The 23,890-nt window shown below is 40.5% G+C and carries 23 protein-coding genes and 1 tRNA gene; 9 read left to right on the forward strand and 15 right to left on the reverse strand.

Features of this window, described 5'->3' with window-relative positions; translation table 11 throughout:
• Position 1 precedes the first annotated feature (1 nt).
• The 4 genes from rbsC to VER_RS01150 all read left to right on the forward strand — a co-directional run bounded on the left by rbsC (position 2) and on the right by VER_RS01150 (position 3,883).
• Positions 2-937 carry a ribose ABC transporter permease gene (gene rbsC / locus VER_RS01135; RefSeq protein ID WP_162099055.1) on the forward strand — a complete coding sequence of 312 codons (936 nt, stop codon included), beginning with the start codon at positions 2-4 and terminating at the stop codon, positions 935-937.
• A 9-nt stretch (positions 938-946) separates the two neighbouring features.
• Positions 947-1,858, forward strand: coding sequence for a ribose ABC transporter substrate-binding protein RbsB (gene rbsB, locus VER_RS01140; protein ID WP_162099056.1), 912 nt, complete (start codon positions 947-949; stop codon positions 1,856-1,858).
• A gap of 341 nt (positions 1,859-2,199) precedes the next feature.
• On the forward strand, positions 2,200-2,712 hold the full coding sequence (locus tag VER_RS01145) for an Lrp/AsnC family transcriptional regulator (protein WP_162099057.1): 513 nt from the start codon (positions 2,200-2,202) through the stop codon (positions 2,710-2,712).
• On the forward strand, positions 2,705-3,883 hold the full coding sequence (locus VER_RS01150) for an aminotransferase class I/II-fold pyridoxal phosphate-dependent enzyme (protein WP_162099058.1): 1,179 nt from the start codon (positions 2,705-2,707) through the stop codon (positions 3,881-3,883). The genes VER_RS01145 and VER_RS01150 overlap by 8 nt, the downstream gene beginning before the upstream one ends.
• Before the next feature lie 137 nt (positions 3,884-4,020).
• Here the strand turns inward: VER_RS01150 and VER_RS01155 are convergent, their stop codons facing one another.
• The 6 genes from VER_RS01155 to VER_RS01180 all read right to left on the reverse strand — a co-directional run bounded on the left by VER_RS01155 (position 4,021) and on the right by VER_RS01180 (position 9,660).
• Positions 4,021-5,589: a nitrite/sulfite reductase gene (locus tag VER_RS01155; RefSeq protein ID WP_162099059.1), complete on the reverse strand. Its 1,569-nt coding sequence runs from the start codon at positions 5,587-5,589 to the stop codon at positions 4,021-4,023.
• Between the two features lie 292 nt (positions 5,590-5,881).
• Entirely contained in the window at positions 5,882-6,670 is a 789-nt protein-coding gene (locus VER_RS01160; protein WP_162099060.1) for a hypothetical protein, read from the reverse strand.
• 32 nt (positions 6,671-6,702) lie between these two features.
• The gene (locus tag VER_RS01165; protein WP_162099061.1) at positions 6,703-7,461 is read right to left on the reverse strand and encodes a hypothetical protein; all 759 of its coding nucleotides are present in this window, start codon (positions 7,459-7,461) and stop codon (positions 6,703-6,705) included.
• Positions 7,462-7,478: 17 nt separating this feature from the next.
• Positions 7,479-8,486: a flotillin-like protein FloA gene (gene floA, locus VER_RS01170; RefSeq protein ID WP_162099062.1), complete on the reverse strand. Its 1,008-nt coding sequence runs from the start codon at positions 8,484-8,486 to the stop codon at positions 7,479-7,481.
• Between the two features lie 12 nt (positions 8,487-8,498).
• Positions 8,499-8,960, reverse strand: a complete 462-nt coding sequence (locus VER_RS01175) for an NfeD family protein (RefSeq protein WP_162099063.1) — start codon at positions 8,958-8,960, stop codon at positions 8,499-8,501.
• A 148-nt stretch (positions 8,961-9,108) separates the two neighbouring features.
• Positions 9,109-9,660 carry a methylated-DNA--[protein]-cysteine S-methyltransferase gene (locus VER_RS01180; RefSeq protein ID WP_162099064.1) on the reverse strand — a complete coding sequence of 184 codons (552 nt, stop codon included), beginning with the start codon at positions 9,658-9,660 and terminating at the stop codon, positions 9,109-9,111.
• A gap of 145 nt (positions 9,661-9,805) precedes the next feature.
• On the opposite strand from VER_RS01180, the gene VER_RS01185 reads away from it, so the two are divergent.
• Positions 9,806-10,180 (forward strand): RidA family protein, encoded by a 375-nt coding sequence (locus VER_RS01185; RefSeq protein WP_162099065.1) that lies wholly within the window; start codon positions 9,806-9,808, stop codon positions 10,178-10,180.
• An 88-nt stretch (positions 10,181-10,268) separates the two neighbouring features.
• On the opposite strand, the gene VER_RS01190 is transcribed toward VER_RS01185, so the two are convergent.
• Both VER_RS01190 and VER_RS01195 read right to left on the reverse strand, forming a co-directional pair.
• Positions 10,269-11,444: a protein tyrosine phosphatase gene (locus VER_RS01190; RefSeq protein ID WP_162099066.1), complete on the reverse strand. Its 1,176-nt coding sequence runs from the start codon at positions 11,442-11,444 to the stop codon at positions 10,269-10,271.
• Positions 11,445-11,722: 278 nt separating this feature from the next.
• The gene (locus VER_RS01195; protein WP_162099067.1) at positions 11,723-12,517 is read right to left on the reverse strand and encodes a hypothetical protein; all 795 of its coding nucleotides are present in this window, start codon (positions 12,515-12,517) and stop codon (positions 11,723-11,725) included.
• 406 nt (positions 12,518-12,923) lie between these two features.
• Between VER_RS01195 and tadA the strand changes: the two genes are divergently transcribed.
• Positions 12,924-13,421: a tRNA adenosine(34) deaminase TadA gene (gene tadA / locus VER_RS01200; protein ID WP_162099098.1), complete on the forward strand. Its 498-nt coding sequence runs from the start codon at positions 12,924-12,926 to the stop codon at positions 13,419-13,421.
• Positions 13,375-13,466, forward strand: a tRNA-Ser gene (locus VER_RS01205). The genes tadA and VER_RS01205 overlap by 47 nt, the downstream gene beginning before the upstream one ends.
• A 151-nt stretch (positions 13,467-13,617) precedes the next feature.
• Here the strand turns inward: VER_RS01205 and VER_RS01210 are convergent.
• The 4 genes from VER_RS01210 to VER_RS01225 all read right to left on the reverse strand — a co-directional run bounded on the left by VER_RS01210 (position 13,618) and on the right by VER_RS01225 (position 18,239).
• Positions 13,618-14,397, reverse strand: a complete 780-nt coding sequence (locus VER_RS01210) for a hypothetical protein (protein ID WP_162099068.1) — start codon at positions 14,395-14,397, stop codon at positions 13,618-13,620.
• A gap of 13 nt (positions 14,398-14,410) precedes the next feature.
• Positions 14,411-15,292, reverse strand: a complete 882-nt coding sequence (locus VER_RS01215) for a hypothetical protein (RefSeq protein WP_162099069.1) — start codon at positions 15,290-15,292, stop codon at positions 14,411-14,413.
• Between the two features lie 13 nt (positions 15,293-15,305).
• Entirely contained in the window at positions 15,306-16,643 is a 1,338-nt protein-coding gene (locus VER_RS01220) for a hypothetical protein (RefSeq protein ID WP_162099070.1), read from the reverse strand.
• A gap of 129 nt (positions 16,644-16,772) precedes the next feature.
• The gene (locus VER_RS01225; RefSeq protein WP_162099071.1) at positions 16,773-18,239 is read right to left on the reverse strand and encodes a nicotinate phosphoribosyltransferase; all 1,467 of its coding nucleotides are present in this window, start codon (positions 18,237-18,239) and stop codon (positions 16,773-16,775) included.
• A 131-nt stretch (positions 18,240-18,370) separates the two neighbouring features.
• Between VER_RS01225 and VER_RS01230 the strand changes: the two genes are divergently transcribed.
• Both VER_RS01230 and VER_RS01235 read left to right on the forward strand, forming a co-directional pair.
• Positions 18,371-19,264, forward strand: a complete 894-nt coding sequence (locus VER_RS01230) for a DMT family transporter (protein WP_162099072.1) — start codon at positions 18,371-18,373, stop codon at positions 19,262-19,264.
• A gap of 6 nt (positions 19,265-19,270) precedes the next feature.
• On the forward strand, positions 19,271-20,167 hold the full coding sequence (locus VER_RS01235; RefSeq protein ID WP_162099073.1) for a prenyltransferase: 897 nt from the start codon (positions 19,271-19,273) through the stop codon (positions 20,165-20,167).
• Positions 20,168-20,231: 64 nt separating this feature from the next.
• Here the strand turns inward: VER_RS01235 and VER_RS01240 are convergent, their stop codons facing one another.
• Genes VER_RS01240 through VER_RS01250 form a run of 3 tightly spaced genes read right to left on the reverse strand, consistent with a single transcriptional unit; the run spans position 20,232 to position 23,816 of the window.
• Complete coding sequence (locus tag VER_RS01240) at positions 20,232-21,845, reverse strand: VWA-like domain-containing protein (protein ID WP_162099074.1); 1,614 nt, start codon at positions 21,843-21,845, stop codon at positions 20,232-20,234.
• Complete coding sequence (locus tag VER_RS01245; protein ID WP_162099075.1) at positions 21,845-22,966, reverse strand: AAA family ATPase; 1,122 nt, start codon at positions 22,964-22,966, stop codon at positions 21,845-21,847. Before VER_RS01245 ends, VER_RS01240 begins: the two co-directional genes overlap by 1 nt.
• A 43-nt stretch (positions 22,967-23,009) precedes the next feature.
• On the reverse strand, positions 23,010-23,816 hold the full coding sequence (locus tag VER_RS01250; RefSeq protein ID WP_162099076.1) for a hypothetical protein: 807 nt from the start codon (positions 23,814-23,816) through the stop codon (positions 23,010-23,012).
• Positions 23,817-23,890 lie beyond the last annotated feature (74 nt).

The following is a 23,890-nucleotide window of genomic DNA, read 5'->3' on the forward strand; positions in this document are numbered from 1 at the left end:
AATGAATCGAAATGTAACAGACACTATCAAAAAATTAGGCCCTCTCATTGGTCTAATTGCCTTATTTATTATTATTGCAAGTCTTAACGACAGTTTCTTAGATTTTTCTAACTTACGCAACTTATTACGACAAGTATCTATCAATGCCATCATTGCTTTTGGTATGACCTTTGTTATTTTAACCGCCGGCATCGACTTATCTGTCGGATCTATTCTAGCATTATCCAGTGCGATTATGGCTAACTTTATTGTTGGTGGCATGAATCCAGAAGTAGCGATTGTAGCCGCTGCAGGCGTAGGTATCATCTTAGGTGGTATCAATGGTATCGTTATTGCCTATGGCAAAGTAGCCCCATTTATCGCGACCTTAGCCACTATGACCATCTATCGCGGGGCCACCCTCGTATTTACCGATGGTAATCCAATCAGTGGTCTTACTACGGATCCTACATTCCATGCCTTTGGGCAAGGCGATATTGCAGGTTTACCAATCCCAGCTATTACGATGTTTCTTTCCTTCCTCATCCTATGGTTTGTGTTACAAAAAACATCTTTAGGTCGTCAGACCTATGCCATCGGTGGCAGTGAAAAAGTAAGTTATATTGCAGGGATTAAAATCAACCGTGTTAAAATCTTTGCTTATGCCTTAACAGGTATGCTCAGTGCTATTGCGGGGGCCATTATTACCTCTCGTCTTAACTCGGCGCAACCTACTGCAGGTATGGGCTATGAACTTGATGCTATCGCGGCCGTTGTATTAGGCGGCACAAGTCTTGCTGGTGGCCGTGGTCATATCGTAGGTACTTTAATCGGTGCCCTCATTATCGGTACCTTAAATAATGGTTTAAATATTCTCGACGTTTCCAGTTTCTATCAACAAATTGTAAAAGGTATTGTAATTTTACTTGCTGTCCTTGGGGACCGCAAAAAAGCGTAGGAGGTTAGAATGAAAAAATTATTAACAATCATCGCTGCTATGGTACTAGTGATTGGCTTAATCGCTGGCTGTGGCTCCAACTCTTCTAACGGTGGCGATGGCGACAAAAAACAAGGTACTATCGGCTTCTCCGTTTCTACCTTAAACAACCCATTCTTCGTCTCTTTAAAAGATGGTGTTGAAAAACAAGCCAAAGAATTAGGTCTTAAAGTTAAAATCGTGGACGCTCAAAATGACCCAGCTAAACAAGCTAATGATGTTGCTGACTTATTAGAAAGTGGCGTTTCCATTTTAATCGTTAACCCAGTGGACTCCGCTGCCATTGCTACTTCCGTAGAAGCAGCAAATGCTAAAAATATTCCAGTAATTACCGTTGACCGCTCTACTGACAAAGGTAAAGTTGTAGCTCATATCGCTTCCGATAATGTAAAAGGTGGTGAAATGGCAGCCCAACTTATCGTCGATAAATTAGGCAATGGTGCTAAAGTTGCTGAAATCGAAGGTATTCCTGGTGCTTCCGCTACTCGTGAACGTGGTCAAGGTTTCCACAATGTAGCAGATAAATCCTTAGACGTAGTAGCTAAACAAAGTGCTGATTTCGACCGCACAAAAGGCTTAAACGTATCCACTAATATTCTTCAAGCTAACCCTGATGTAAAAGCTATCTTCGCTCATAACGATGAAATGGCCCTTGGCGCTATTCAAGCTGCTAAATCGGCAGGCAAACAAATTTTCATCGTAGGCTTTGATGGCACCGAAGATGCTCAAAAAGCTGTACAAGATGGTACTTTAGCAGCTACTGTAGCGCAACAGCCTGAATTAATGGGTAAAATTGCAGTAGATACAGCAGCTAAAGTTATCAAAGGTGAACAAGTAGACAGCAAAATTCCTGTAGAATTAAAAGTTGTAACTAAACAATAATACCCATTTACCTCACGTTTGATAGAAACTCTTATAGAAACTATCAAAGGCCCCTATAGCTAACCACCTCGGCTAGTTATAAGGGCCTTTGCTTTATATAAACAAACCATATATATAATACGCTATATAAGCTATATACGACTCTATAAGCTATATACGCCCTATGCTTCACTATTCATGCATAATGAGTATAATAAGTATAATTATTTTGCATTTTATTTTAAATAATCTATTTTATTCAGCTTTAAAGAGTGGTAAAATAGACAGTATATTAATTGTCGGATTAACCGACCTACCTCGGATGGTTTCACCCCTCCGATAGATGAAAGGAGACATTGATTATGAGTAATTCTAATGTAACTGCTACTGACAAAAAGCTACTCGACCTTTTGGCCGCGGATGCTAATTTAACCCATGGCCAATTAGCCGCCATGCTAGGTGTAGCCGAAGCCGAGGTATCTGAACGTATTGCCGCCTTAGAAGCACAAGGTATTATTAAAGGCTATCAAGCAGTCATTGATTGGGAAGCCATTGACGCTAATAAAGCAACCGCACTCATTCAATTACAAGTTACGCCAGAACCAGAACAAGGCTTTGATAAACTAGCTCACCGAATTATGCAATTTGAAGAAGTGGAAGGGGTTTACCTTATGTCTGGCGGCTATGACTTAACCGTCATTATCCAAGGTAAAAGCATGCGTGACATTGCCCTTTTCGTAGCCCGTCGCTTATCAACCCTAGAAGGGGTGCGCGGTACTGGCACACACTTCATTCTTAGCCGTTACAAAGACCGTAACGTAATCTACCATGATGAGGTACAAAAAGAAACAAGGAGCAATGTGTTCTATGATTAATTATGATCAATTTTTAAATCAAGAATTAGCTAATGTAAAACCCTCCGGTATTCGCCGTTTTTTTGACATTGCTAGCGAAATTGATGATGTAATCTCACTCAGTATTGGTGAGCCTGACTTCTCTACTCCGTGGCATATTCGCGAAGCTGGTATCGATTCATTAGAAAAAGGTAAAACCTGGTATTCCCCTAATCGTGGCTTTGCTGATTTACGCGAAGAAATTAGCCGTTGGTTTAACCGTAAATATGGTGTAACCTATGCCCCTGACACGGATATTTTAGTCAGTGTAGGTGGTTCAGAAGCTATTGATTTAGCTCTGCGCAGTTTACTCAATCCAGGCGACGAAGTCCTTATTCCCGTACCTAGTTTCGTATGTTACACCCCACTAACGGAAGTAGCTAAAGGTGTAGCTGTCCAAGTTGAAACGAAAGCAGAAAATAATTTCCGACTCACAGTGGCCGACATCGAAGCCCATATTACACCACGGACTAAAATTTTAGTATTACCGTTCCCTAATAACCCAACTGGTGCGGTAATGCGTCATGAACACTTAGAAGAAATCGCCACCGTCATTCAAAAACATAATTTATTTGTTATTTCTGACGAATTATATAGCGAGCTTACCTATGGATCCGAGCCCCATGTTACCATCGCTTCGATTCCAGGTATGAAAGAACGGTCTATCGTTATTAATGGCTTTTCTAAAGCCTTTGCTATGACTGGCTGGCGTCTAGGAATTGCTGTTGGGCCTAAAGAAGTGATTGCCCAAATGACCAAACTTCATCAATACGGTATTATGAGTGCCCCATCTATTGCCCAATATGCCGCTATTGAAGCGCTCAAAAATGGTGACAAAGACATTGAATACATGCGCGATCAATACGATATTCGGCGTCGCCTATTAGTAAATACATTCAATGAACTAGGTCTTACCTGTTTTGAGCCAGAAGGTGCTTTCTATGTGTTCCCAGATATTCGGTCTACTGGTTTGGACTCTGAAACCTTCTGTGAAAAACTACTCTACGCTAAACATGTAGCCATCGTACCAGGCAATGCCTTTGGCGATTGTGGGGAAGGTTTTGTGCGCGTAGCCTACGCCAACTCCTTAGCTAATATTAAAGAAGCATTAAAACGAATTAAAGAGTTTTTAGTGGAAATAAAACAAGCGTAAATAACCAACTATAAAAGCCGTAGGCTTCCTAGCAATGCTAGGGCCTACGGCTTTTCCTATATACCTGGCTTTAAACATATTTAGATATTTTTTAAATATATTTAGGTATACATTTAGATTTATTTTTTGATTTATTTTTAAATATATTTTTTAGCTAGTGCTTCAAACTCATCGCTATGATCTTTAATCCAAGTATCATATGGTTGCCCCGCTTTGTTAAGAACGGTTGCCAAATCTGCAAAGAAAGCAGGCAAATCAGCTGTCGTAATAGCCCCTAAAGGTTCACCAAAAGTAACAAAACCTAATTCATCACTACCACCTTTAAAGAGATTAAACGCTGGCTGTGGCTTGCCATCTACCTGTTTCACAAAGCCATGAAGACCAAGCGTACCAATTTGATGAGTACCACAAGAGGATGGACAACCGGAAATGTGAATCTTAGGCAATAAGCTATCATCAATACCTTCTGCCGCTAAATGAGCTAAGATATCTTTATAAGCCGATTGAGAGTTTTGGAAACCAACCTGACATTTAGCCGCCCCTACACAGCATACGCTCGCCGAGAAATCAGAGGTAGAGCTATCATCTTTAATCAATTCATATACTTTACGAGCTTCCGTAGCCGTTAAATTAATGAAATAAGTACCTTCTTCACCCGTCATACGTGCTTCAGCTCCGTCAATAGACCCTACATACTGGAACACATCACGAGCTACTACTGGTTGCGCATGACCACCTACTGGATGATAATACACATAATACAAGCCATCCTGTACTTGTTCGCCAATAAGGCCCTGTGCATTAGCCAATTCTTCAGCAGTTAAATGTTCATTACCTGTTTTAGTAATTGTCGTATCTGGCAATTCAAAACTTAAGTTTTCTGTACGTTTAACAAAAGTTAAGAACTTATTGAAAGCTTCGCGGAATTTATCTTCGCCCATATCCGCTACCATATAACGAGTACGGTTCTTACTCCGTGTTTTATAGTCTGCATTTTCAATAAAAGTACGAACTATCGCTTTGATGTAATATAAAATATCTGCAGGATCTACTTTTTCAGCCAATAAAATCCCTTTACGAGGATTGCCACCTAAACCACCAGCGGCATATACAGTAAAGGTACCATCAGCTTGTGCCCAGAAACCTAAATCTTTAAACGTAACGTGAGTGCTATTTTCAAGTCCATTAGTAAAGGCTATTTTTAGCTTACGAGGCATTTTAAAATCAGGAATTAACGTAAGGATGTATTCACTAGCAATCTGCACATATGGTGTAATATCAAATGGTTCACCAGCCACTACGCCCCGTAATGGGCTGGCTGCAATATTACGAGGATGGTCACCGCCACCACCACGGGAATAAATGCCATTCGCATGACATTCTCTAAACATTTCAATAACTTGAGGCCCTTGTAATCCATGGATTTGAATCGATTGGCCCGTTGTAAAATGTAAATGTGGTAATTCAAAACGAGTAAACATATCTGCTAAGAAGGCTAATTGCTGTTGCGTAATGCGCCCCCCTGGCAAACGCAAACGATACATAGCCGTATTAGCGCCACGTTCTGCATACGTCCCAAAAGGACCGGATAGTCCTTTATAATCGTTGACAGAAATTTCTTTCTTAAAAAATTGTTCGCTAGTCTTAGCGAAGGTGGGTAAATCTTTAATGAGGCGATCCTTCACCTCGTTGGTCAAAAATGTCATAATCTGTCCCTCTCAATCTTTTGCAATGACATACCTATATCAAGATGATATACAACTATTCCAATCGTAACACGTCCCCTGAACCGCGTCAATACTGAATGCAGTGCAGGGGACGTTCTAAATATATCCACAATGAGAATACACAAAGAGCTTTTTATTTTTCATTTTGTATAACTGAAATTGTTTTTCAGTTTGTTAAACTGTAATACCACCCTATGTTATAACTACTACTAGAAACCTCTACGAACAGGTCCTTTTATTCATTTAAGACCTTTTATTCATTTGAAATCATTTACTCATTGGAGTCCTTTAATTCAGGGAAGTAGATACTCCGCTGTGCATCTAAGCGATCAATAAAAATTCGTTCATCCTCGATGCCAGCTATACGTAACTCATGAATCCATTGTTTCATAAAGCCATGACCGCCTAAAACTACAAAACGAGAATGAGTTTTTATTTCATTATCATTCAACAAAGTTTGTACAGTCTGTTCAAAGGCATACCGATTGCTTTTAAAAATATATTGCACTCGATCATCTGACACCATCAAGTCACGCAACTCTTCTACCGGCTCTACCACATTGACGCAAATAATCGGTCCTTCATTCCCTTTTTCTAACAAATCACGTATAAAAGCATGCATACTAGATAGCCCTACCCCTTGTGTCAGCAATACCAATGGCCCTTCAGTAGGCACTGCTAAGTGATTGTTAACTTCAAGAATAAATAAACTATCCCCCACCTCATACGTCGCTAAATCAGCTTTAAAAATAGACGGATTATCAGGAATCCTCGTAGAGAATACGACTACCCCGTCTTGAGGGCGTGTCGATATGGATACAATTCTTGTATATTTAGGATCAAAGGATGCTGCTGTCAATCGGGTTGACTCTGCTTGTCGCGTTGCTAAATCACAGCCTTTAATCCGCGACCCCATAGTAGGGTCTAAGCCTTCAAATAGGCCAAGTTTCATATTAGCACCACCGGCCCAAGTCATACCTTCTGGTATAGCTAACGTATAGGTGCGCATAGAACGCCCTAAGCGGCGACACTCTAAAATTTCTGCGATTCGTACTGCCATAGGAGAAAACTCCTTTCTATATTGCAGTGTGTTTATCGTCGATAAGCCCCCTGTTGCTTAGCCTTAGGTGGCTGTAAAATAAGAGACCACACAATCCCTGCTTTTAAACCTCCCGGTGGTAATGCAGGGGCACGTTTCCCTTTAGCCGCTACTTGTGCCGGCTCCCACGTACCACCGGAAGACATCGATTGTACTGTTTTAGTTTGTGAAACGCTTGATTTTCCTGTGGCAACACTAGCTAAGCTTACGTTGCGCACACTGGTTTCACGCCCTGTATTTACTACTTTCCTATCTTCTTTTGGAGTTTTTATTAGTATTGAGGTACTACCGGATTGTCGTTGCCTGCCATCAGCTCTTCCCGATGATTGACTCTCATCAAAACGTCCAGATGCTTGACTGTCATCAACGTGCCCAGATGCTTGACGGCCATCAGAACTACGCTCAGTTGTCAAAACTGCAATGACCTCACTAGCCTTGGCTTGCTCATTACTTGCTCTGTCTTGCGATGTTTCGTTAGGCCTTTCCTTTCGTTCCATCTTTATGCCATAGTATTCTTCCATAGCTTCCCAAGACATGGCCTCTTTTGATTTTTTAGGAGAGGTTGTCGCCTTTGGCCCTGGTCGAGACTGTTTGCTTGGCTCCGACCAATCATAAGGTTCTCGCTCCGTTGAAGTACTGTCCATTGAATCTGACGGATTTTGTTGCTCTTCATTACGAGAACGCTTTTTCTTCCGACTATCAAAAATAACAGAGCCTAATACTAATAAAAACACGAGTAAGCCTAAATCCATAAATTAGCCTCCGCTACTTACTTCTTACGCCCATCTTGCTGTGTTGTTAATTCGGTCATTTCACCATCTGCAATGGTTTCACGCATCTTGGTGTCAGCCATAATATTATTCATATTATAGTAATCCATCACACCCATATGACCATCGCGCAAAGCTTGTGACAAGGCTTGTGGTACTTCGGCCTGTGCTTCTACTACCTTAGCCTGCATTTCTTGCGTATACGCTCTCATTTCTTGTTCTTTCGCTACCGCCATAGCTCGCCGTTCTTCCGCTTTTGCTTGGGCAATATTTTTATCTGCTTCAGCTTGATCTGTCATAAGCTGAGCCCCAATATTACGTCCCACATCTACATCCGCAATATCAATGGATAGGATTTCAAAAGCAGACCCTGCATCAAGCCCTTTATTCAATACAGTGCGTGAAATATGATCTGGATTTTCCAATACATCCGTATGTTCTTCTGAAGAACCTACCGTTGTAACAATCCCTTCACCAACACGGGCTATAATAGTAGCCTCACCAGCACCACCTACTAAACGATCAATATTAGCACGCACCGTTACACGAGCCCGCACCTTTAGTTCAATACCATTTTTAGCCACCGCAGAAATGGTAGGCGTTTCAATAACTTTTGGATTTACGCTCATCTGTACGGCTTCTAATACATCACGACCTGCTAAATCAATAGCCGCCGCCCGTTCAAAGGTCAAAGGAATCGAGGCCCGTTCGGCTGCAATTAACGCATCCACTACGCGGTCAACATCGCCACCAGCTAAATAATGTGCTTCTAACTGATTAACATTAACCGTTAAGCCTGCTTTATTAGCCTTCACTAGCGGTAATACAATCTTCGAAGGTGATACTCGACGTAAACGCATCCCTATCAATGTAAAAATACCAACATTTACACCTGCAGCTAATGCGGAAATCCACAGCCCCAAAGGCACAAAATGGAAAAATAAAGATATAACCACAATAGCAGCAAAAATTACAAAAATAAAGCTAACGCTCAATAACTCTTCCATACATCCTCCTCATTATACTTTTCTAACTACAATACGACCACCTGTTACTTCCACAACAATTACCTCAGTACCAGGTTCATAAAATTCACCGTCCGTCACTACATCAACTGGTTTATTATCAAACAAAACCCGACCAGCCGGACGCAATACAGATTGGGCTATACCAGTTTTGCCAAGTAAATCCCTGCGTTCTTCGCTACCGCTATAACCTCGTTCTTTCGTAGATTCTAAGGTCAATGTCAAAGCTTTGCCAAGACGACTATGGGGCGCCTTTTTAATCAGCCAAATACCCACTATTAGGGCAATAATGGCTACTACTGCCACAACCAGAGCCGCCAGTAAGCCTGCACCTAGGTATAAATAAAGAGCCCCCAATAGAGCCAATATACCTAATAAGCCAAATATGCCAATACCAGGTACTAACGATTCAATACCTAGTAAAACTACGCCACCAATGACTAAATATGTAATCATGCCTCTCCTCCTTTCACCATTCATACAGCCTTATTTATATAATTCGATACACCCCCATAAAATACCTTTTTTACAGCACCTAAAATTTTGATGAAGTCAAAAAAATCCCCTTTATTGCCAGGAAACAATAAAGGGGAACTTTTCGTGTTTATACCGTATTCTTCGTAGTTCGCTTTGGCCACTTTAATTGACTTACATCAATACCTTCTAATTCAAGAAGTTTGACTTTAACCGCCAAACCACCAGTATAACCAGTTAAGTTATTATGTACGCCAATCACGCGGTGACAAGGTATAATAATAGGAATTGGATTATGCCCCACCGCACCACCAATGGCTCGGGCCCGAATTCCTGTATTACTATCCTTAGGGTATAACTTTTTAGCTAATTCACCATAAGTTACTAGCAAACCGGCAGGAATACGACATAATTCTTGCCACACTGATTGTCGAAAATCAGTGCCGAATAACCGAATTTGCGGTAATGTTTTAGGTGGCTTGCCTTTAAAATAGTCTGTTAGCCAAGCAAAGGTCTCATCAAAAATCGGTAAATTCTCTTCAATCACCGTAACCGTACTGGTCGGCAAGGTATATTGCTGAGATGGCATTGCTAACCCCACCAAATTTTCTCCATCACTATATAAAGTAATGGCACCTATTGGTGAAAATGTTTTAGTATAGGTATATAAAATTTCAGACATAAAAACCTCCTTTGCTGTGGAATTGTACATTTTGTGATAATTTGTCCATTTCTAGGTGTACATCTGAGACAAGTTATTTTATAATAGTCTTATACGTAGATTATACTAATTTAAAGTCGTAATTGTCTATGAAAGGAGTTTTATTATGAAACCAGTATTTACAGAAAATGCCCCTAAAGCACTTGGCCCTTACTCCCAAGCCATCAAAGCAAATGGCTTTGTTTTTATTTCTGGCCAAGGTGGCATTAATCCTGAAACCGGCAAATTAGTAGATGGTGGCGTTGAAGCAGAAACATTACAAGCCATGAAAAACATTGAAGCTATTCTAAAAGAAGCTGGTACTGATTTCTCCAAAGTTGTGAAAACAACTTGCTTCTTAGCTGATATTAATGATTTTGCAAAATTCAATGCAATTTATGCAGAATACTTCACTAGCAAACCAGCTCGCAGCTGTGTAGCTGTTAAAGAATTACCTGCTAACTTCTCTGTGGAAGTTGAAGTGATTGCTGTAGCTGAATAATAATAAAAAGGCACTTCTCTTATAGTAAGCCCATAAACTTACTTAACTAAGAGAAGTGTTTTTCTTTTTTTAGGCAAACCCAAACTACTTATAACTCCGTCGTAGGCGTAGGATGCAACCAATCACTCCAACTCAATTGGAAATTAGTAGGATAGTTCTGTTGCACATATCGATAAAATTTCCGAATCATCATGGCTTTTTCGTCATAGTAAGGTGCTTTCCAAGTGTCTTCTGAAGTAGTATAGGCTACATTATTGCCCCCGATTAGCTGTTGTCGTTTCAAAATATCAGCCAAAGGTATATTCGGATTGTTCATAATGTCATACATAACCATAAAAGCAGTGGTTCGCCCTTTACCAGCTTCGCAATGGAAGTGTAGCCAAGCGTTTTTCGGTAATGTTTTATAAAAAGCAATAAAGCGGTCAATGCTCGCTTCATTAGGCCAAATATGATCGGTTGCCGTAAGGCGCATATATTTTAAGCCGGCTTCTTTAGCCACCATTTCTTCCGTTTTCACAGACTGGGCCACTATCGTCTCCGCTTTACCGGCTTCTTTCGCTTTATCTAAAGGCGCCACTGTAATCGCTGTGTTTAATACTGTCGGAATCAACGCTTTTTCCTTAGACACTATAGTTTGTTGTGTTTCTCCTACATTTCCCCAATTACGTTTACCATACTGGCTTATAGGCATGCCATTGACAAAAATATGTGTTTCCTGACGCAAATCAACAATATAAATAGGCCCATCTGTTTTAGTCCGTAATGTACTAGCCAATTGCTTAAATTGTGCTTCGGTTGGCTGGGCACTGCCTGACATACGGAGGCTATCTAAGCCTTCGCGAGTAGGCAATTTACTAAAACCAATCTCGCCCACCGCTTCAACGGGATAGGTTTCATCCCCTTCAACTTCATTGGCTTTTTTAAACTTATAATGGTCTTGGGTCGTTCTAAAATTAGTAGGCAAGGTAGTACTAGCTTCGCTATCTACCCGCCACATATATGGTTTATACGGATTAACAAGCCTTGTATCAGCATACATGGTATTCGGATTTATAGCCCTATGAGCCGCTTTTTCTACTGTATTAACGACACTTTCGTGAGCTACTTCACTTTCAAGCCGGCTCGCTTGCGTTGGTAATTGTAAACGTGGAATAGCAGCTTTAGGTAATACTGCTTCATTGGCAAAAGCCGTGCCATATAAAGTAGTGCCTACTATTGTCATTAAGGCAGCTCGTTGCCATATGGCACTAGATTTTGATTTCATGGCAAATTCCTTTCTTTACTAACTTTCGATTAGGTACATAAAACTCATAGTCACTATAAAAAGTACTTTAACTGTATCAATAAAACCCGATTTAATCAAGATATAGGTTTTGTTAAAACAAAAAAGCCTGTAAATCCTTAATTCACAGGCTTCCTTGTTTGTGTTGTGTGTGTTTTTGTGTGTTTTTGTGTGTTTTTGTGTGTTTTTGTGTGTTTGTGTGTGTGTTTAGTTCTGTGTGTTGTGTTTTAGAGAGAATCTTTTAAAGCTCAATGAGGCCTTTAAAAGGTTGCTTCAGGGATAGAAGCTTGTGGATGCTTCTGAGATTGTTCTTCTTGTGAGGAGCTATCTTGTTGCATCCGGTCACCACGATGTGGTGGTGGCATAGGTGGTCGGAAATCACTACCTTGTGGACCAGCCATAGGCGATTGCATCATAGGAGGCATTCCTTGATGATTTTCAAAACCATTCATTGGTGGTTGTCCCATTGGTGGCATGCCTTGATGACGTTCATCACCATTCATTGGTGGCTGTCCCATTGGGGACATTCCTTGATGACGTTCATCACCATTCATCGATGGCTGTCCCATTGGGGACATTCTCTTTTCAGAGTTAACATGCTTACCCTCGTGACGTTCCTGGGAGTGCTTTACTTTAGTGTCTGCATTAGCGCGTTCAGGTGTGTCTCCATTGGCTTTATCAGGCTGATACTGACGCTCTTGGCTATGATGTGCTTTCCGATCATAATCAGTTGGCATATGGCCTGCATTTGTACGAGAAGCACCATATGAAGTATTTGGCATCAAGAAAATAGCTGCATTAGCTTCTACTTGATTATGTGCCATTGAACGGGCTCGTACCATATCATCATAAGCAGTCGGCATAGTATTCGTTTCACTTTCCAATGCCATTTGTTGAGGCCCTTTCATAGAAACACTTGTTCCTACTGTATTGGGAGAAGTGGTTGCCTGTTGTGTCGCTGACGTCTCAGCTGCCAGTGATGTGCCCCAAAGCATGCCACCGAGTACACCTAGCAAAGCAACCTTTCTCAGTAAATTTTGAGACGGTTCTTTCATATTAAGACTCCTTTGCTATACCATAAAAGGGAGATACTATAGCAATCTCTTACAATGAGTTTTAATACGAGGTGAAAACTCATTTCTTTGTAAGAGTTTCTTGCTATGTGTATAGAATACCCCTACAAAATGAATTCCACATGTGAAAACTGTGAGAGTTGAGTGAAGTTTTCTCATGAATATTCACACGGATTTCATGAACAGACTGATAATCCCTATTAACACTAGAAAATACCTAGTGTTATAAACAATTTAGTTATTATTAGATTTTCCTATTATAAGTTCTTTTTAAACAGAAGTATCATAAAAAGTATCATACTATATATTAAACATACGAGTAATCCACCTATAGTCAAACAACAGGCTTTTAGTATATAGTATATATAGTAATAGCAAGGAGGTAATCATGACAGATCAGGAACATATGCAAGAAGCACTTATTGAAGCACGTAAAGCTTATACCTTAGGCGAAATTCCTATTGGTGCCATTATTGTAAAAGATGGCACTATTATCTCACGTCATCATAACCGTCGCGAACTAGACCATGATGCCACCGCACACGCTGAAATTTTAGTCATTCGCGAAGCTTGTGAAATACTTGACCGTTGGCGGTTGACCGGTTGCACGCTTTATGTTACTATAGAGCCATGTCCGATGTGCGCTGGTGCTATTATTAACAGTCGAATTGACCGCGTTGTATATGGTAGCAGTGATTACAAAGGAGGCGCTGTAGAGTCGTTATTTAACGTACTTACCCATCCAGGCTTAAATCACGAACCAGAAATTTTAAGTGGTGTCCTCGCTGATGAGTGTAGTCAGATAATGAAAGACTTTTTTAAAGAGCGTCGTAAAAAACGGAGAAGTACCCAAGAGGCTGAAGGGTCCGCACTCGAAATGCGGTAGGTCGGCAAAACCGGCGCGGGGGTTCAAATCCCTCCTTCTCCGCCATCTATATGCCCTGTTTTTCAATTAATTCCAATAATAATCAAACCTCTTACAATACTAGGTAATATCTAGTATCATAAGAGGTTTTTCTTTTTGTCAACTCATCAGAAATTAGCCATAGTTTTCAACTGTTTCCGTCTAATTTCCGTCTAGCCTACTTAAAGCTCTTGATATAATTTTCAAACACTGGCGCAAACGCTTTTCGTTCTACATCAGAGGTAATCATCACATAGGCCACTGGATTGGGCTGTTTTAAAATCATCGCCCCCTGCACATAGAATGGCACCTCAACACCTTGCGCATTGATAAATAAGCGGGTGTCTGCTATATAGGTAGGATACTGGGTACCTTTTAATTCAGTCCAAGGCGTTTGATCTGCCATGTCAACTATCATATTCAGGCTTGGTGAATTGGTAGTCCCCTTTGTTAACGCACCTTGTAAAAATGTATTAATCTGCTGTTCACTCTGAAGCCACATTGCATTAATCATAGGCAACTGTGCTTTTACAAATGTTGGATTTAATAGAGCGGAAAATCCCTTTGTATTTTCTTGAGTGAGCTCCATAGTAAATACATTAGCTGTTTTCAAAGATTTTTTATCTTTTAGCTGCCACTGATAAGCATCAACGGCTTCACCTAATTTAAAATCCTTATTTTGAATTGCTTTGCCCGTTTCTTCAATGGCAGTTTTTTCTACTAAATCAAGATAGCCTGGAATCAACATACTATTTGATAGGCGACTTACCGTTACATTACTTGGCAAATTAGCAGTACCACCAATTACTTTTTGGGCCACTGCTTTGCCATTAGTATTCGCTGACAAACTAGCCGCATTAACAGCCGGCACAGTAGTGACTAGACCGACTAAGCAAGTCGCTGTCAACGCCCATTTCTTCCATTGTTTCATTAATAAGCCCCCTATTTTAAATTTCATACATATATCCTTCTTACAGCTCCTGAATAAACTGTACAAAACGAGGCGCAAACACGTCTTTTTCTACATCTGAAGTAACTAATACATAAGCTACTGGATTTGGTTCAGTTAATACCACGGCACCTTGTAAATAATATGGTAATTCTAAACCATTAGCTCCTGCAAAAAAGCGTGTGCTTGCCATGTAAGCAGGATGTGTACTATGAGGTAAACGAGCCCAAGGTGTTTGGTCTTTCAATTCGGCTTCAGTATACGCAAATGCAGCCGCACCGCTGTTCATAGCTAGGGCTTGTACTTTTTTATATAATTTACCATCACTTTGGAGCCATTGCTCATTTATACTTGGCAATTGACTATCGATAAACTCTTTATGAGCTAGATTAGAAAAACCATTCGTTGTTTCTGGTGTTAACACTAGACCAAAAACGGTAGCCGTCTTACGGCCGTCTGCATCCTTTAACTGCCACTGATACACATCTATTTTTTCACCAAGACGATAGTCATTCATATATTTCAATTGTTTCTGTTGCCGTTCATACGCTTTTAAGCTAGCTTGCCGTTCGTCACCAGTTAACAATTTATTATCTTCCCAACTCCGCAAACGAGGCCCCTTTGCCACATCTTCTTGTAAATTTTTTTCGATTAATTCTGCAAAAGCAGGGACAATCACAGTATTAGATAAACGACGAATTGTCACATCACGAGGCACTGTAATAGGGCCTGTATGACCTAATACTTCTATAGTTTCATTAGTTACAGCTTGGCTTGTAACGACTGAAGGTGTAACAGCTTGAGCTGTCCCATCAGTAGCCATCGGCGTGGCCCCTTGACCATAAAAAGGTAAACTAGCCACAACTAAAGCCGCCACTAAGGCACTGCGTTTCCAAAATTTCATAGCGTTCTCCTCCTTATTGAATTCCATAGGTTGCTTTTAATTGTTTTTCCCAATAATTAAAATCCCCATCATTCGTAGCTAAGAAGGTAAATACAGGGCCTTCTTTTTCAAAACGGATTATATTAATACTCCCTACAGGGATTTCGTAACTATCAAAGGTAAGTGCCATGCGACTGTCCATATATAAAGCAGGGCCTAATTTAGAATTTACCGGTTTAATTTGGCCTAACGTATCCGCTTCTAAATTCGAGGTATCAAAAAATTTCTGTAACCCTTCACGAACTTTCACAGACATCGCTAATTTCTCTTTAGCCCGCTCATTGGTAGTAGCATCCTTAGCCAATTGCTTTTCATGATTTACTAAATCAGCCACGATAGCTTTCACGAATTTATCCTTATATAGGTTCACAAAGGTATTAAATGTAGTCGCATCTTGTGAAGTTTTAACCGCTTTATAACCATCAATCGTGGCTTGACGGAACGCTTCAGGGCTATAGGAAGTTGGGTATGGTGCTAGCCAAGCTTCGTTTTCTGCTAACACGGTGGTATTAAAGTCTTTCATAAACTGCCAGGTATGAAACATCTTTTCAGAATCAGCTGAGGTAGCAAACGCCGTCGCATCTGGTACATTGCGCACAATACCCGTAGCCTGCTGAGCTGTTTCTAACGAATCTAATAAGTTCAAGCTACCCCCGCGTATATTAGTGCTTGGTGCCGTTGTACCATCCACTTCTTTAGCCAACGCTTGCCATAAAGCTTTCGTTAGCTTTAATTCAGCCCGCTCACCTTGAATATAATCTTTGCCCAGCGCCACATCCACTACATAGGCGGTGTGAACACCTTTTGCATCTTCCCCACGTAGTTGATAGGCATTCCAATCTCTGAAAATTTCACCTTGAAACTGCTGCAACTCAGGTACATTCACTTCTTTAACCTTTGCTAACTGACGAATATTATTTACATATTCCTCATTAAATTGTTTAGCGGAAAGAAACGCCGTACCATCAATCATACCTTGTGGCGTTATCATTCGTTTTAGATCGAATACCGTTACGCCCTGAGGTACATTCAACTTTTTATTGTCCACTGTTGTAAGCACGGAACTAACTAATACTGGTTGAACTCCTTTTGCCGTTGTCATCGCTACTGTGGAAGTGGCCGCCTCTTCTTTCACGCCTTCCCCTACCACGCCTACCGCTTTGTTATCTTTAGCTGCAGACTGCGAAGCTTCGCTTACGGCATATACCATACCTAAGGCTGCACTATTTACTTCAGCGCCTTGCACAGCACTTCCCAAACTGCTCCCTAAAAGTGCTGCCATTACTAACCCATATATTTGTTTTCGTTGCATCTAACTCACTCCTTTGCCCATAATCAAAATTTAATATATAATTAATATATAACTAAAACGTATAATTTTCATGAATTTTCAGAATGTACGCAGTATACTTTAATTGTATATACCCACACAAAACGTAATTTATTCATGGTGATTACGTTTTACTTTTTGTAACAATAATTCTTGTTTTAATTCATGTAGTTTCTGACTAATATTAACCTTAACTACTGGCGGACGATTCAAGCGCAAATATTCTGGCCATAGCAATTTAATTTGTTCATTGGCATAGCTTACAATGTCAGGTAAACTTGGTAAATCATATACCAATTCGCCCTTCTCAAAAATAGGCACTAACAAATCAATTACGTCAAAGCTATCCGCTTCTAAATGCGTACATTTCCAAGGATACATAGGATTTTCAAAGGTATATGGCTTCGTTGTATCAATAGTTTCATCTACCAAACAAATCAAATCGCCTATCAACTTACGATTACGACGATTAATGAGTCGCAATACCTTTTTACAGCCTGGATTTGTCACTTTTTCAACATTATCTGAAAACTTCATTGTTGGCATAAACTGCCCCTGATCATTCCATTGACCAGCCAATTTATAGACGCCACCTAAAGCCGAAGTGCCATCCGCTGTAATAAGTTTAGTCCCTACCCCCCACGAAGTAATTGCACTATGCTGACTTTTTAAATCAGCAATTCGATGCTCATCTAAATCATTGGATGCAAAAATCGTAGCATCTTCAAAGCCGGCTTCTTTTAACATTTGAAACGCTTCTTGAGATAGATAGGATAAATCACCACTATCTAAGCGGATACCATACCCTTTAGGCATTGTACCACCACGACGTTCTTTCACTTCTTTAAATACTTGAATCGCATTGGGCACCCCTTGTTGCAAGGTATCATACGTATCGACTAAGAGAACTAGCATATTTTCATATTGCGCGGCATAAGAACGAAACGCCGTCAATTCATCAGGGAAACTCATAATCCAGCTATGAGCCATCGTCCCCACTGGTTTAATACCATATTGAGCCGCGGAATACACATTACTGGTGCCATTAAAGCCACCAATAATAGAAGCCCTAGCACCATATACAGCTGCATTCGTCCCCTGCGCACGGCGCATGCCAAATTCGGCCAGACTATCGGTACCAGCTACACTGCGAATACGGCGCGCTTTAGTGGCTATTAAAGACTCATGATTTAAATACATAGATAAAGGTGTTTCAATGAGCATCGCTTCGTCCTTAGGAGCTTCAATGCGCACTAATACTTCACCAGGAAATACAATGGACCCTTCAGGTGCTGCATACACAGTTCCGGTAAAACGAAAATCTTTTAAATACTCTAAAAAATCATCCTCAAACAAACCAGTATGGCGTAAATACGCAATATCTTCTTCGTTGAAGGATAGATTTTTTAAATAGTCAATCACATGCTCTAATCCTGCTACCACCGTATAAGCTCCATTAAATGGATTTTTACGATAAAAACGGTCAAATACGCAAGGCGTACGGTGTAAATTTTCTTTAAATAAGCCTTGCATCATAGTAAACTGATACAAATCTGTTAATAAGGCTTTACTAATCACAATAAATTCCTCATATCTCCATAAATTAATGTATACATCGAGTAACAATTTACAAGCACTACTATTTAAGCTACAATTGTTAGTGCCTATCTTTATATAATTCTATATTCATAGAAAGGAATCCTCTTTTTATGTTACAGGCTCGCTTATGTTTATTACTCACTGCTTTTGTTTGGGGTTCTACCTTTGTAGCCCAACGCTTAGCTTCTGATTTAGTAGGACCACATACGTACAATGCCACTCGATTTTTATTAGGTGTTCTTACCGTAAGTCCCTTGCTATTATTTATGAAACAAAGTGCACCGCCACAAAAAGCGCGCGTCTCCCTTTTATGGATATCCTTATTATTAGGCTTTTTATTATTCTTAGGCGCTAGTCTACAACAATACGCCATTGCTTATACTACCGCTTCTAAAGCAGCCTTTCTTACGGCCCTGTATATCGTAATTGTACCTATCTTAGGCTTATTCATAGGGCAACAGCTTAGTCTAGCTGCCTTAGCCGGGGTCTTTTGTTCTGTTGTTGGCGCTGCCTTATTAAGCTTAAAAGAAAGTTTTGTGCCCTCCTATGGCGATGGCATTATCTTAATTTCCACTTTATTTTGGGCCCTTCACATCGTCCTCTTAAGTACCGTAACCAAACAATATAATCCCTTTAAGTTAGCTCTGGGGCAATTTTTAGGCTGTGCCTTCTTCTCTGGACTGGCCGCCCTTTGGTCAGAACCCTTCTCTTGGCAAATGATTAAAGACTCTTGGCTATTTATCGCTTGGGGCGGTGTGCTATCTGCTGGACTTGGTTTCACGGGGCAACTCTTAGGGCAACGAAAATTACCAGCTACCCAAGCGTCCCTTATTATGAGCCTTGAAATTGTATTCGCTGGCATTATGGGCTATTTAATTTTAGATGAACGGCTTAACTCGCAAGAAATTTATGGACTCATTGCCATGTGCCTTGGCGTATTATTAGCCCAACTACCTTGTCCTCCGCAATTATATATTGGTCCCCTTTGTCGTCGAAAGGAGTAAATATTGATGACATTTTCACAATTGTATCGATTAGCTAGACCTCGCACCTTAACGGCTGCCTTCAGCCCCGTTATCTTAGGCGCTACCTTTGCTAGTACGATACATCCCCAAGCTCAAAGCACCGCTTTAAGCTTGTTTTATACCTTATTGATTTTAATCTGTGTAATGAGTGCACAAATTGCCGCTAATATTTGGAATGAATATTTTGATTTCAAATCAGGCCTTGATCTTAATCAAGCCGCTGGCAATAGTGGTACCATCGTGCGTGAAGGAATTTCACCGACTCAAGTAAAACGACTTGGGTATATATTTACTATTACACCACTTGTACTAGGTATTTTACTGGCTGCCCAAGTGTCTTGGTGGCTCATTCCAGCCGGTACGGTGTGCATCTTAATCAGTCTATTTTATTCCGGAGGGCCTAGACCTATTTCACGGACTCCCTATGGCGAATTAGCCTCTGGCGTAGCTATGGGCTTTGCCATTGTATATATCACCGCCTATACCTGGACAGGCACCCTATTTTGGGACTTTTTAATTCCTGCTATTCCGTCTACTATTTTAATTGGCAACATTATGATGACCAATAATTTACGCGACTTCAGTAATGATAAAGCCCATGGTCGTCGTACCTTAGTGATTCTACTAGGCAAAGACCAAGGCATTCGCCTATTACGAGCCCTCTTTATAGGCTGTGTACTTTGGCTCTTACTGTGGGCCTTGCTAGGCAAACTTCCTTATGCGACCTTGCTAGGTGCTCTATCCTTAATTCCTGCGTTTAAAAGTTCTGTCATTTTAGCACGCTACGCCGATGTGGTAAAAATGAACGAAGCTATGAAATTCACTTCCATAAGCGTTACCGTGTATCATGTGCTAGTCAGCGTGGGACTATTAATTGGTTAAAATTTTAAAAGGCTGTAACAAAATGATGGATAAATTCCACATTTTGTTACAGCCTTTTTAGATTTTATTCATCCCAATCCTTCTCTTGATTAGCCATAGAGAAACCTTCTTGGTTATTCATGGAGTATCCGTCAGTGCGCTCATAATCAACGGTCATATCATATTCTTTAACCGTTTGAGCTAACCGTTTCACTAAGCCCCACGGTGTTTCAACAGACAATTTCGCCTCTTCCCCCACGAGGACCCACAAGATTTTATAATGTTTAGGATTTATTTTTAAATGTTTTTCCCCTTTACCATCAGTGAAGTAAATCAATAAATCGGCCTGTAAATCATTGGCATAGGACACAACAGGGCTAAACAAGGTACTTCCTCGAGCCGTAACACGAGGCTCTACATCCTGAATTTTCTTCACTGTATACGTACGCCGAATGACACTATCGCATTCTACTACGGTAATTTCAAAATCATAACTCTTTGTAATTTCAAGCACTTCTAACATAGCTTGACGGAAAGCTCCATCCGTAATACTGCCACTACAGTCTAACGCCACTACAATCTTAGCCCGCCGTTTCCGCAAGGTCCCACGTAACTCCAAACGTTCTGGTTGACGACGACTACGACGTGTCGTTGTCTTACGATGACCATACGCCACGGATCCAATGAGCCGTTTCAAATACACAGACCAAGGTAAACTAGCACGATGCGACTTCATCTCACTCAGTAACCCCGACAAATAGCCTGGCAATTCTCCTTTTGAGGACGTATCCACCACCTTATCCGTCAATTGCTGTTGTGAATCTCCATCCACTTGATCCGACTCCGCCCAAATATCATGACTCTTCGTCGCATCAAAGGAATCCGCCACATCCGTAGGGCTCATTGGCACATCACTTAAACCATCTTCTATTTCCGTAGCCCCATCCGTTTCACGAGCCATATCAATATGGGCTTGAATCTCATCTACATAGTACTCTAGCGGTTTAAAAGCCACTACATGAGTACCAAAATTCTTATTAAGCCATTTCACATCAATGGCCCCTGGTGGTAACGGCTCAATGTAGTTATTTACCACAATGTCCATGGCTAAATTAATAGCTAACGGGGTATACCGTTCATACAGTCGCTTAGCACGAATGAGATGCAAGGAAATAACATGTAAAATTTCATGTTTAATAGAGCTCATCATCTGTGCCGGCGTCATATCAAGAAATATAAGTGGATTAAAATACATAACATAGCGACTGCCTTTGAAATTAATACCCGTCCCACTGGTCATGGTGAAACGAATTTCTTGCCCCACTTGCAAGAAAAAATAGCCATAGAATGAGTCATTTTCAATAAGGCGCAAATTTAATTTTGAAACGAATTTTAAAAATCGCTGTTTAAAATCCTCACTGGCTTCTACATCTACCATCCCCACCGCTAAATCGCGTTTGCCTGCGGCCAAAGCAGCGGCTTCGGTAATGGCATAGCCAATAGAATTTGTATACGCATTATCTTTTATTTCTTGTGCTCGTTGTAACGCTTCGCGCTCTTGTTGCCAGGCTATGACAATCTGTTTGGCTTCCTTCAATAATTGTATGCGCGTCGCTTCTAACGGGTCATTGGACGTAGGCGTCACCGTAACCACTGAGTCACGACGCGTGACAATATCGATTTCACTATTAATAGACATTATAAACTCCGTTGCAAATCAAAAAACGTATTTACAAAGTCATCACTTTTAATGGCTTCCCCATAAAATTTAGGAAAATTATTACGAATATCCTTCATCACTGCCATCTGTAAATCTTCTGGATAGTGTTTCATAAACTCCATGAAACGTGTCATTAATCCCTGTGCTGTCGTTTCATCTACAAACAATTGATGCGCCCGCAATTCCATGTGACGCATTAAGTTTTTAGCCGTTAAATATAAACGTGTATGGCCTTCCTGCTGCAAACGAGCCACTACTGAATCGGCTAAGGTATCACCACTAAATACATCGTCAAAGGTAATTAATGGATCGTGGTCAGCCGCTACAAAGCTAACAAATTCTTGCGCAATCACTTTCCCTACATTACCACGAATTACATTAAAGAACACATCTTTACCGATAGCTTCCGGATTTTCTTTATACATAGCATATAAAGCGGATACACGTTCATAACTACGAGGCGTTGCATAAATATCATCTTCATTCATTTTATGCAAATATTCAGGATACGTACTAATGAACTCCATCACCATAGGCTCTAACTTTACATCAGCAGCCCAGTCCAACCACTGCATATAGTCAGGTTCCATTTGAAGCCACACAAAACGGTTCTGCTGCGCCACATCCATTTCTACCGTCTGATAGTCATAACTATTAGTAGGGTTCATGGCCGCTACAATATGAACATCGTTTCCTAAGGTAAAGCCGTTAATCTCACGATTTAAAATTAAATTCATCAACTCTTGTTGTACCGCATGTTCACAACGGTTAATTTCATCAATAAAGAGTAATACTGTATGACCTGCCGCTAATTCATCAGCAATTTTTTTCAATTTATAGTGAATAGCATACACTGTCACTTTCTCAGTAGCCATCGTACCATCATCCATTTGACGAGCAAAACTATCTACCGTTGGTAACCCACCAATTTCCCCTTCTTTTAATAAGTTCCCATCAATCGTTACTAGCGACCAATCCTTTTTCATTGCTAACTTATGGGCCAACGAAGTCTTACCAATCCCTGTTTCACCAATTAACAACGGCACCTGACCCGCTGCCAACACTAATTCTACACTTTTCATTGTTTCAACAAAATTCATATATACTATCCTTTTACTTTTTAATGCTTACTATTTTCTATTCTTAAAACTTCAATAATTCATCAACAGCTACGCGACGCGCTTGCTGAGTCCCATATTGATCAATCAACCCTACTACATCTGCTTCAAAGCCTTTATTATGCTTGCCAATATATGTACAGTTCAATAAATCACGCACATATTGCTCACTCATAGTTTCATCAGCTACTACTTTTTTTAAGGTCTCTTCCAAATAAATAGGCGGAATCATATAACCGGCAGGCAAATATTTCGTAATCAAACTACTAATTGTAATAAAATGTAAGGCTTGATCGACCGTTACCTCCCCTAATAAGCGCACCGCCTGAGGGTCTAAAGACACCGCCAAATCAATCGCTTGTGCCGTAGGTTCTTTAATATAGCTAAGAGCTTGATAATTTTGTTTAACGGCTGCCAGTTGCACCGCTTCCGAGGGCTTTTCAATAAATTTAATAGCATCGTAGTTCGACTCAACAGCCAACAACTGTAACTCCTCGCTAGGGTTGTCTAAATATTGAATAGCCCAGCCAGATTGGGCCAAGGCTATGCGAATTAAATCTTCATCGGGATTATCAATCAATTCTAAATTATTCCACCCCTTGGAAACAACTAATTCCAACAATTCATGGGACGGATTTTTAATGTACTGAATCGCCCGTGGCGCATTTGTCATCGCAATATCTACCATTTCAGGGGTAGGGTCCTTTATATATTGAAGCACCATGCCATTCTTGCGAAGTGCTATCAACTTCATCTCTTCTGTGGGATTCTCTATTTGCGCAATCGCATACGGATTGATGCTTACAATCCGCAAATTTTTCTCGTTATCCATATGACATCCTTACTTTACTCTCTTTTAATTTATTCCTTTATAGATACGCCTTTATAATATTCCCCCGCTAACTA

The sequence above is a fragment of the Veillonella sp. R32 genome, assembly GCF_010093125.1.
Taxonomy (GTDB): domain Bacteria; phylum Bacillota; class Negativicutes; order Veillonellales; family Veillonellaceae; genus Veillonella_A.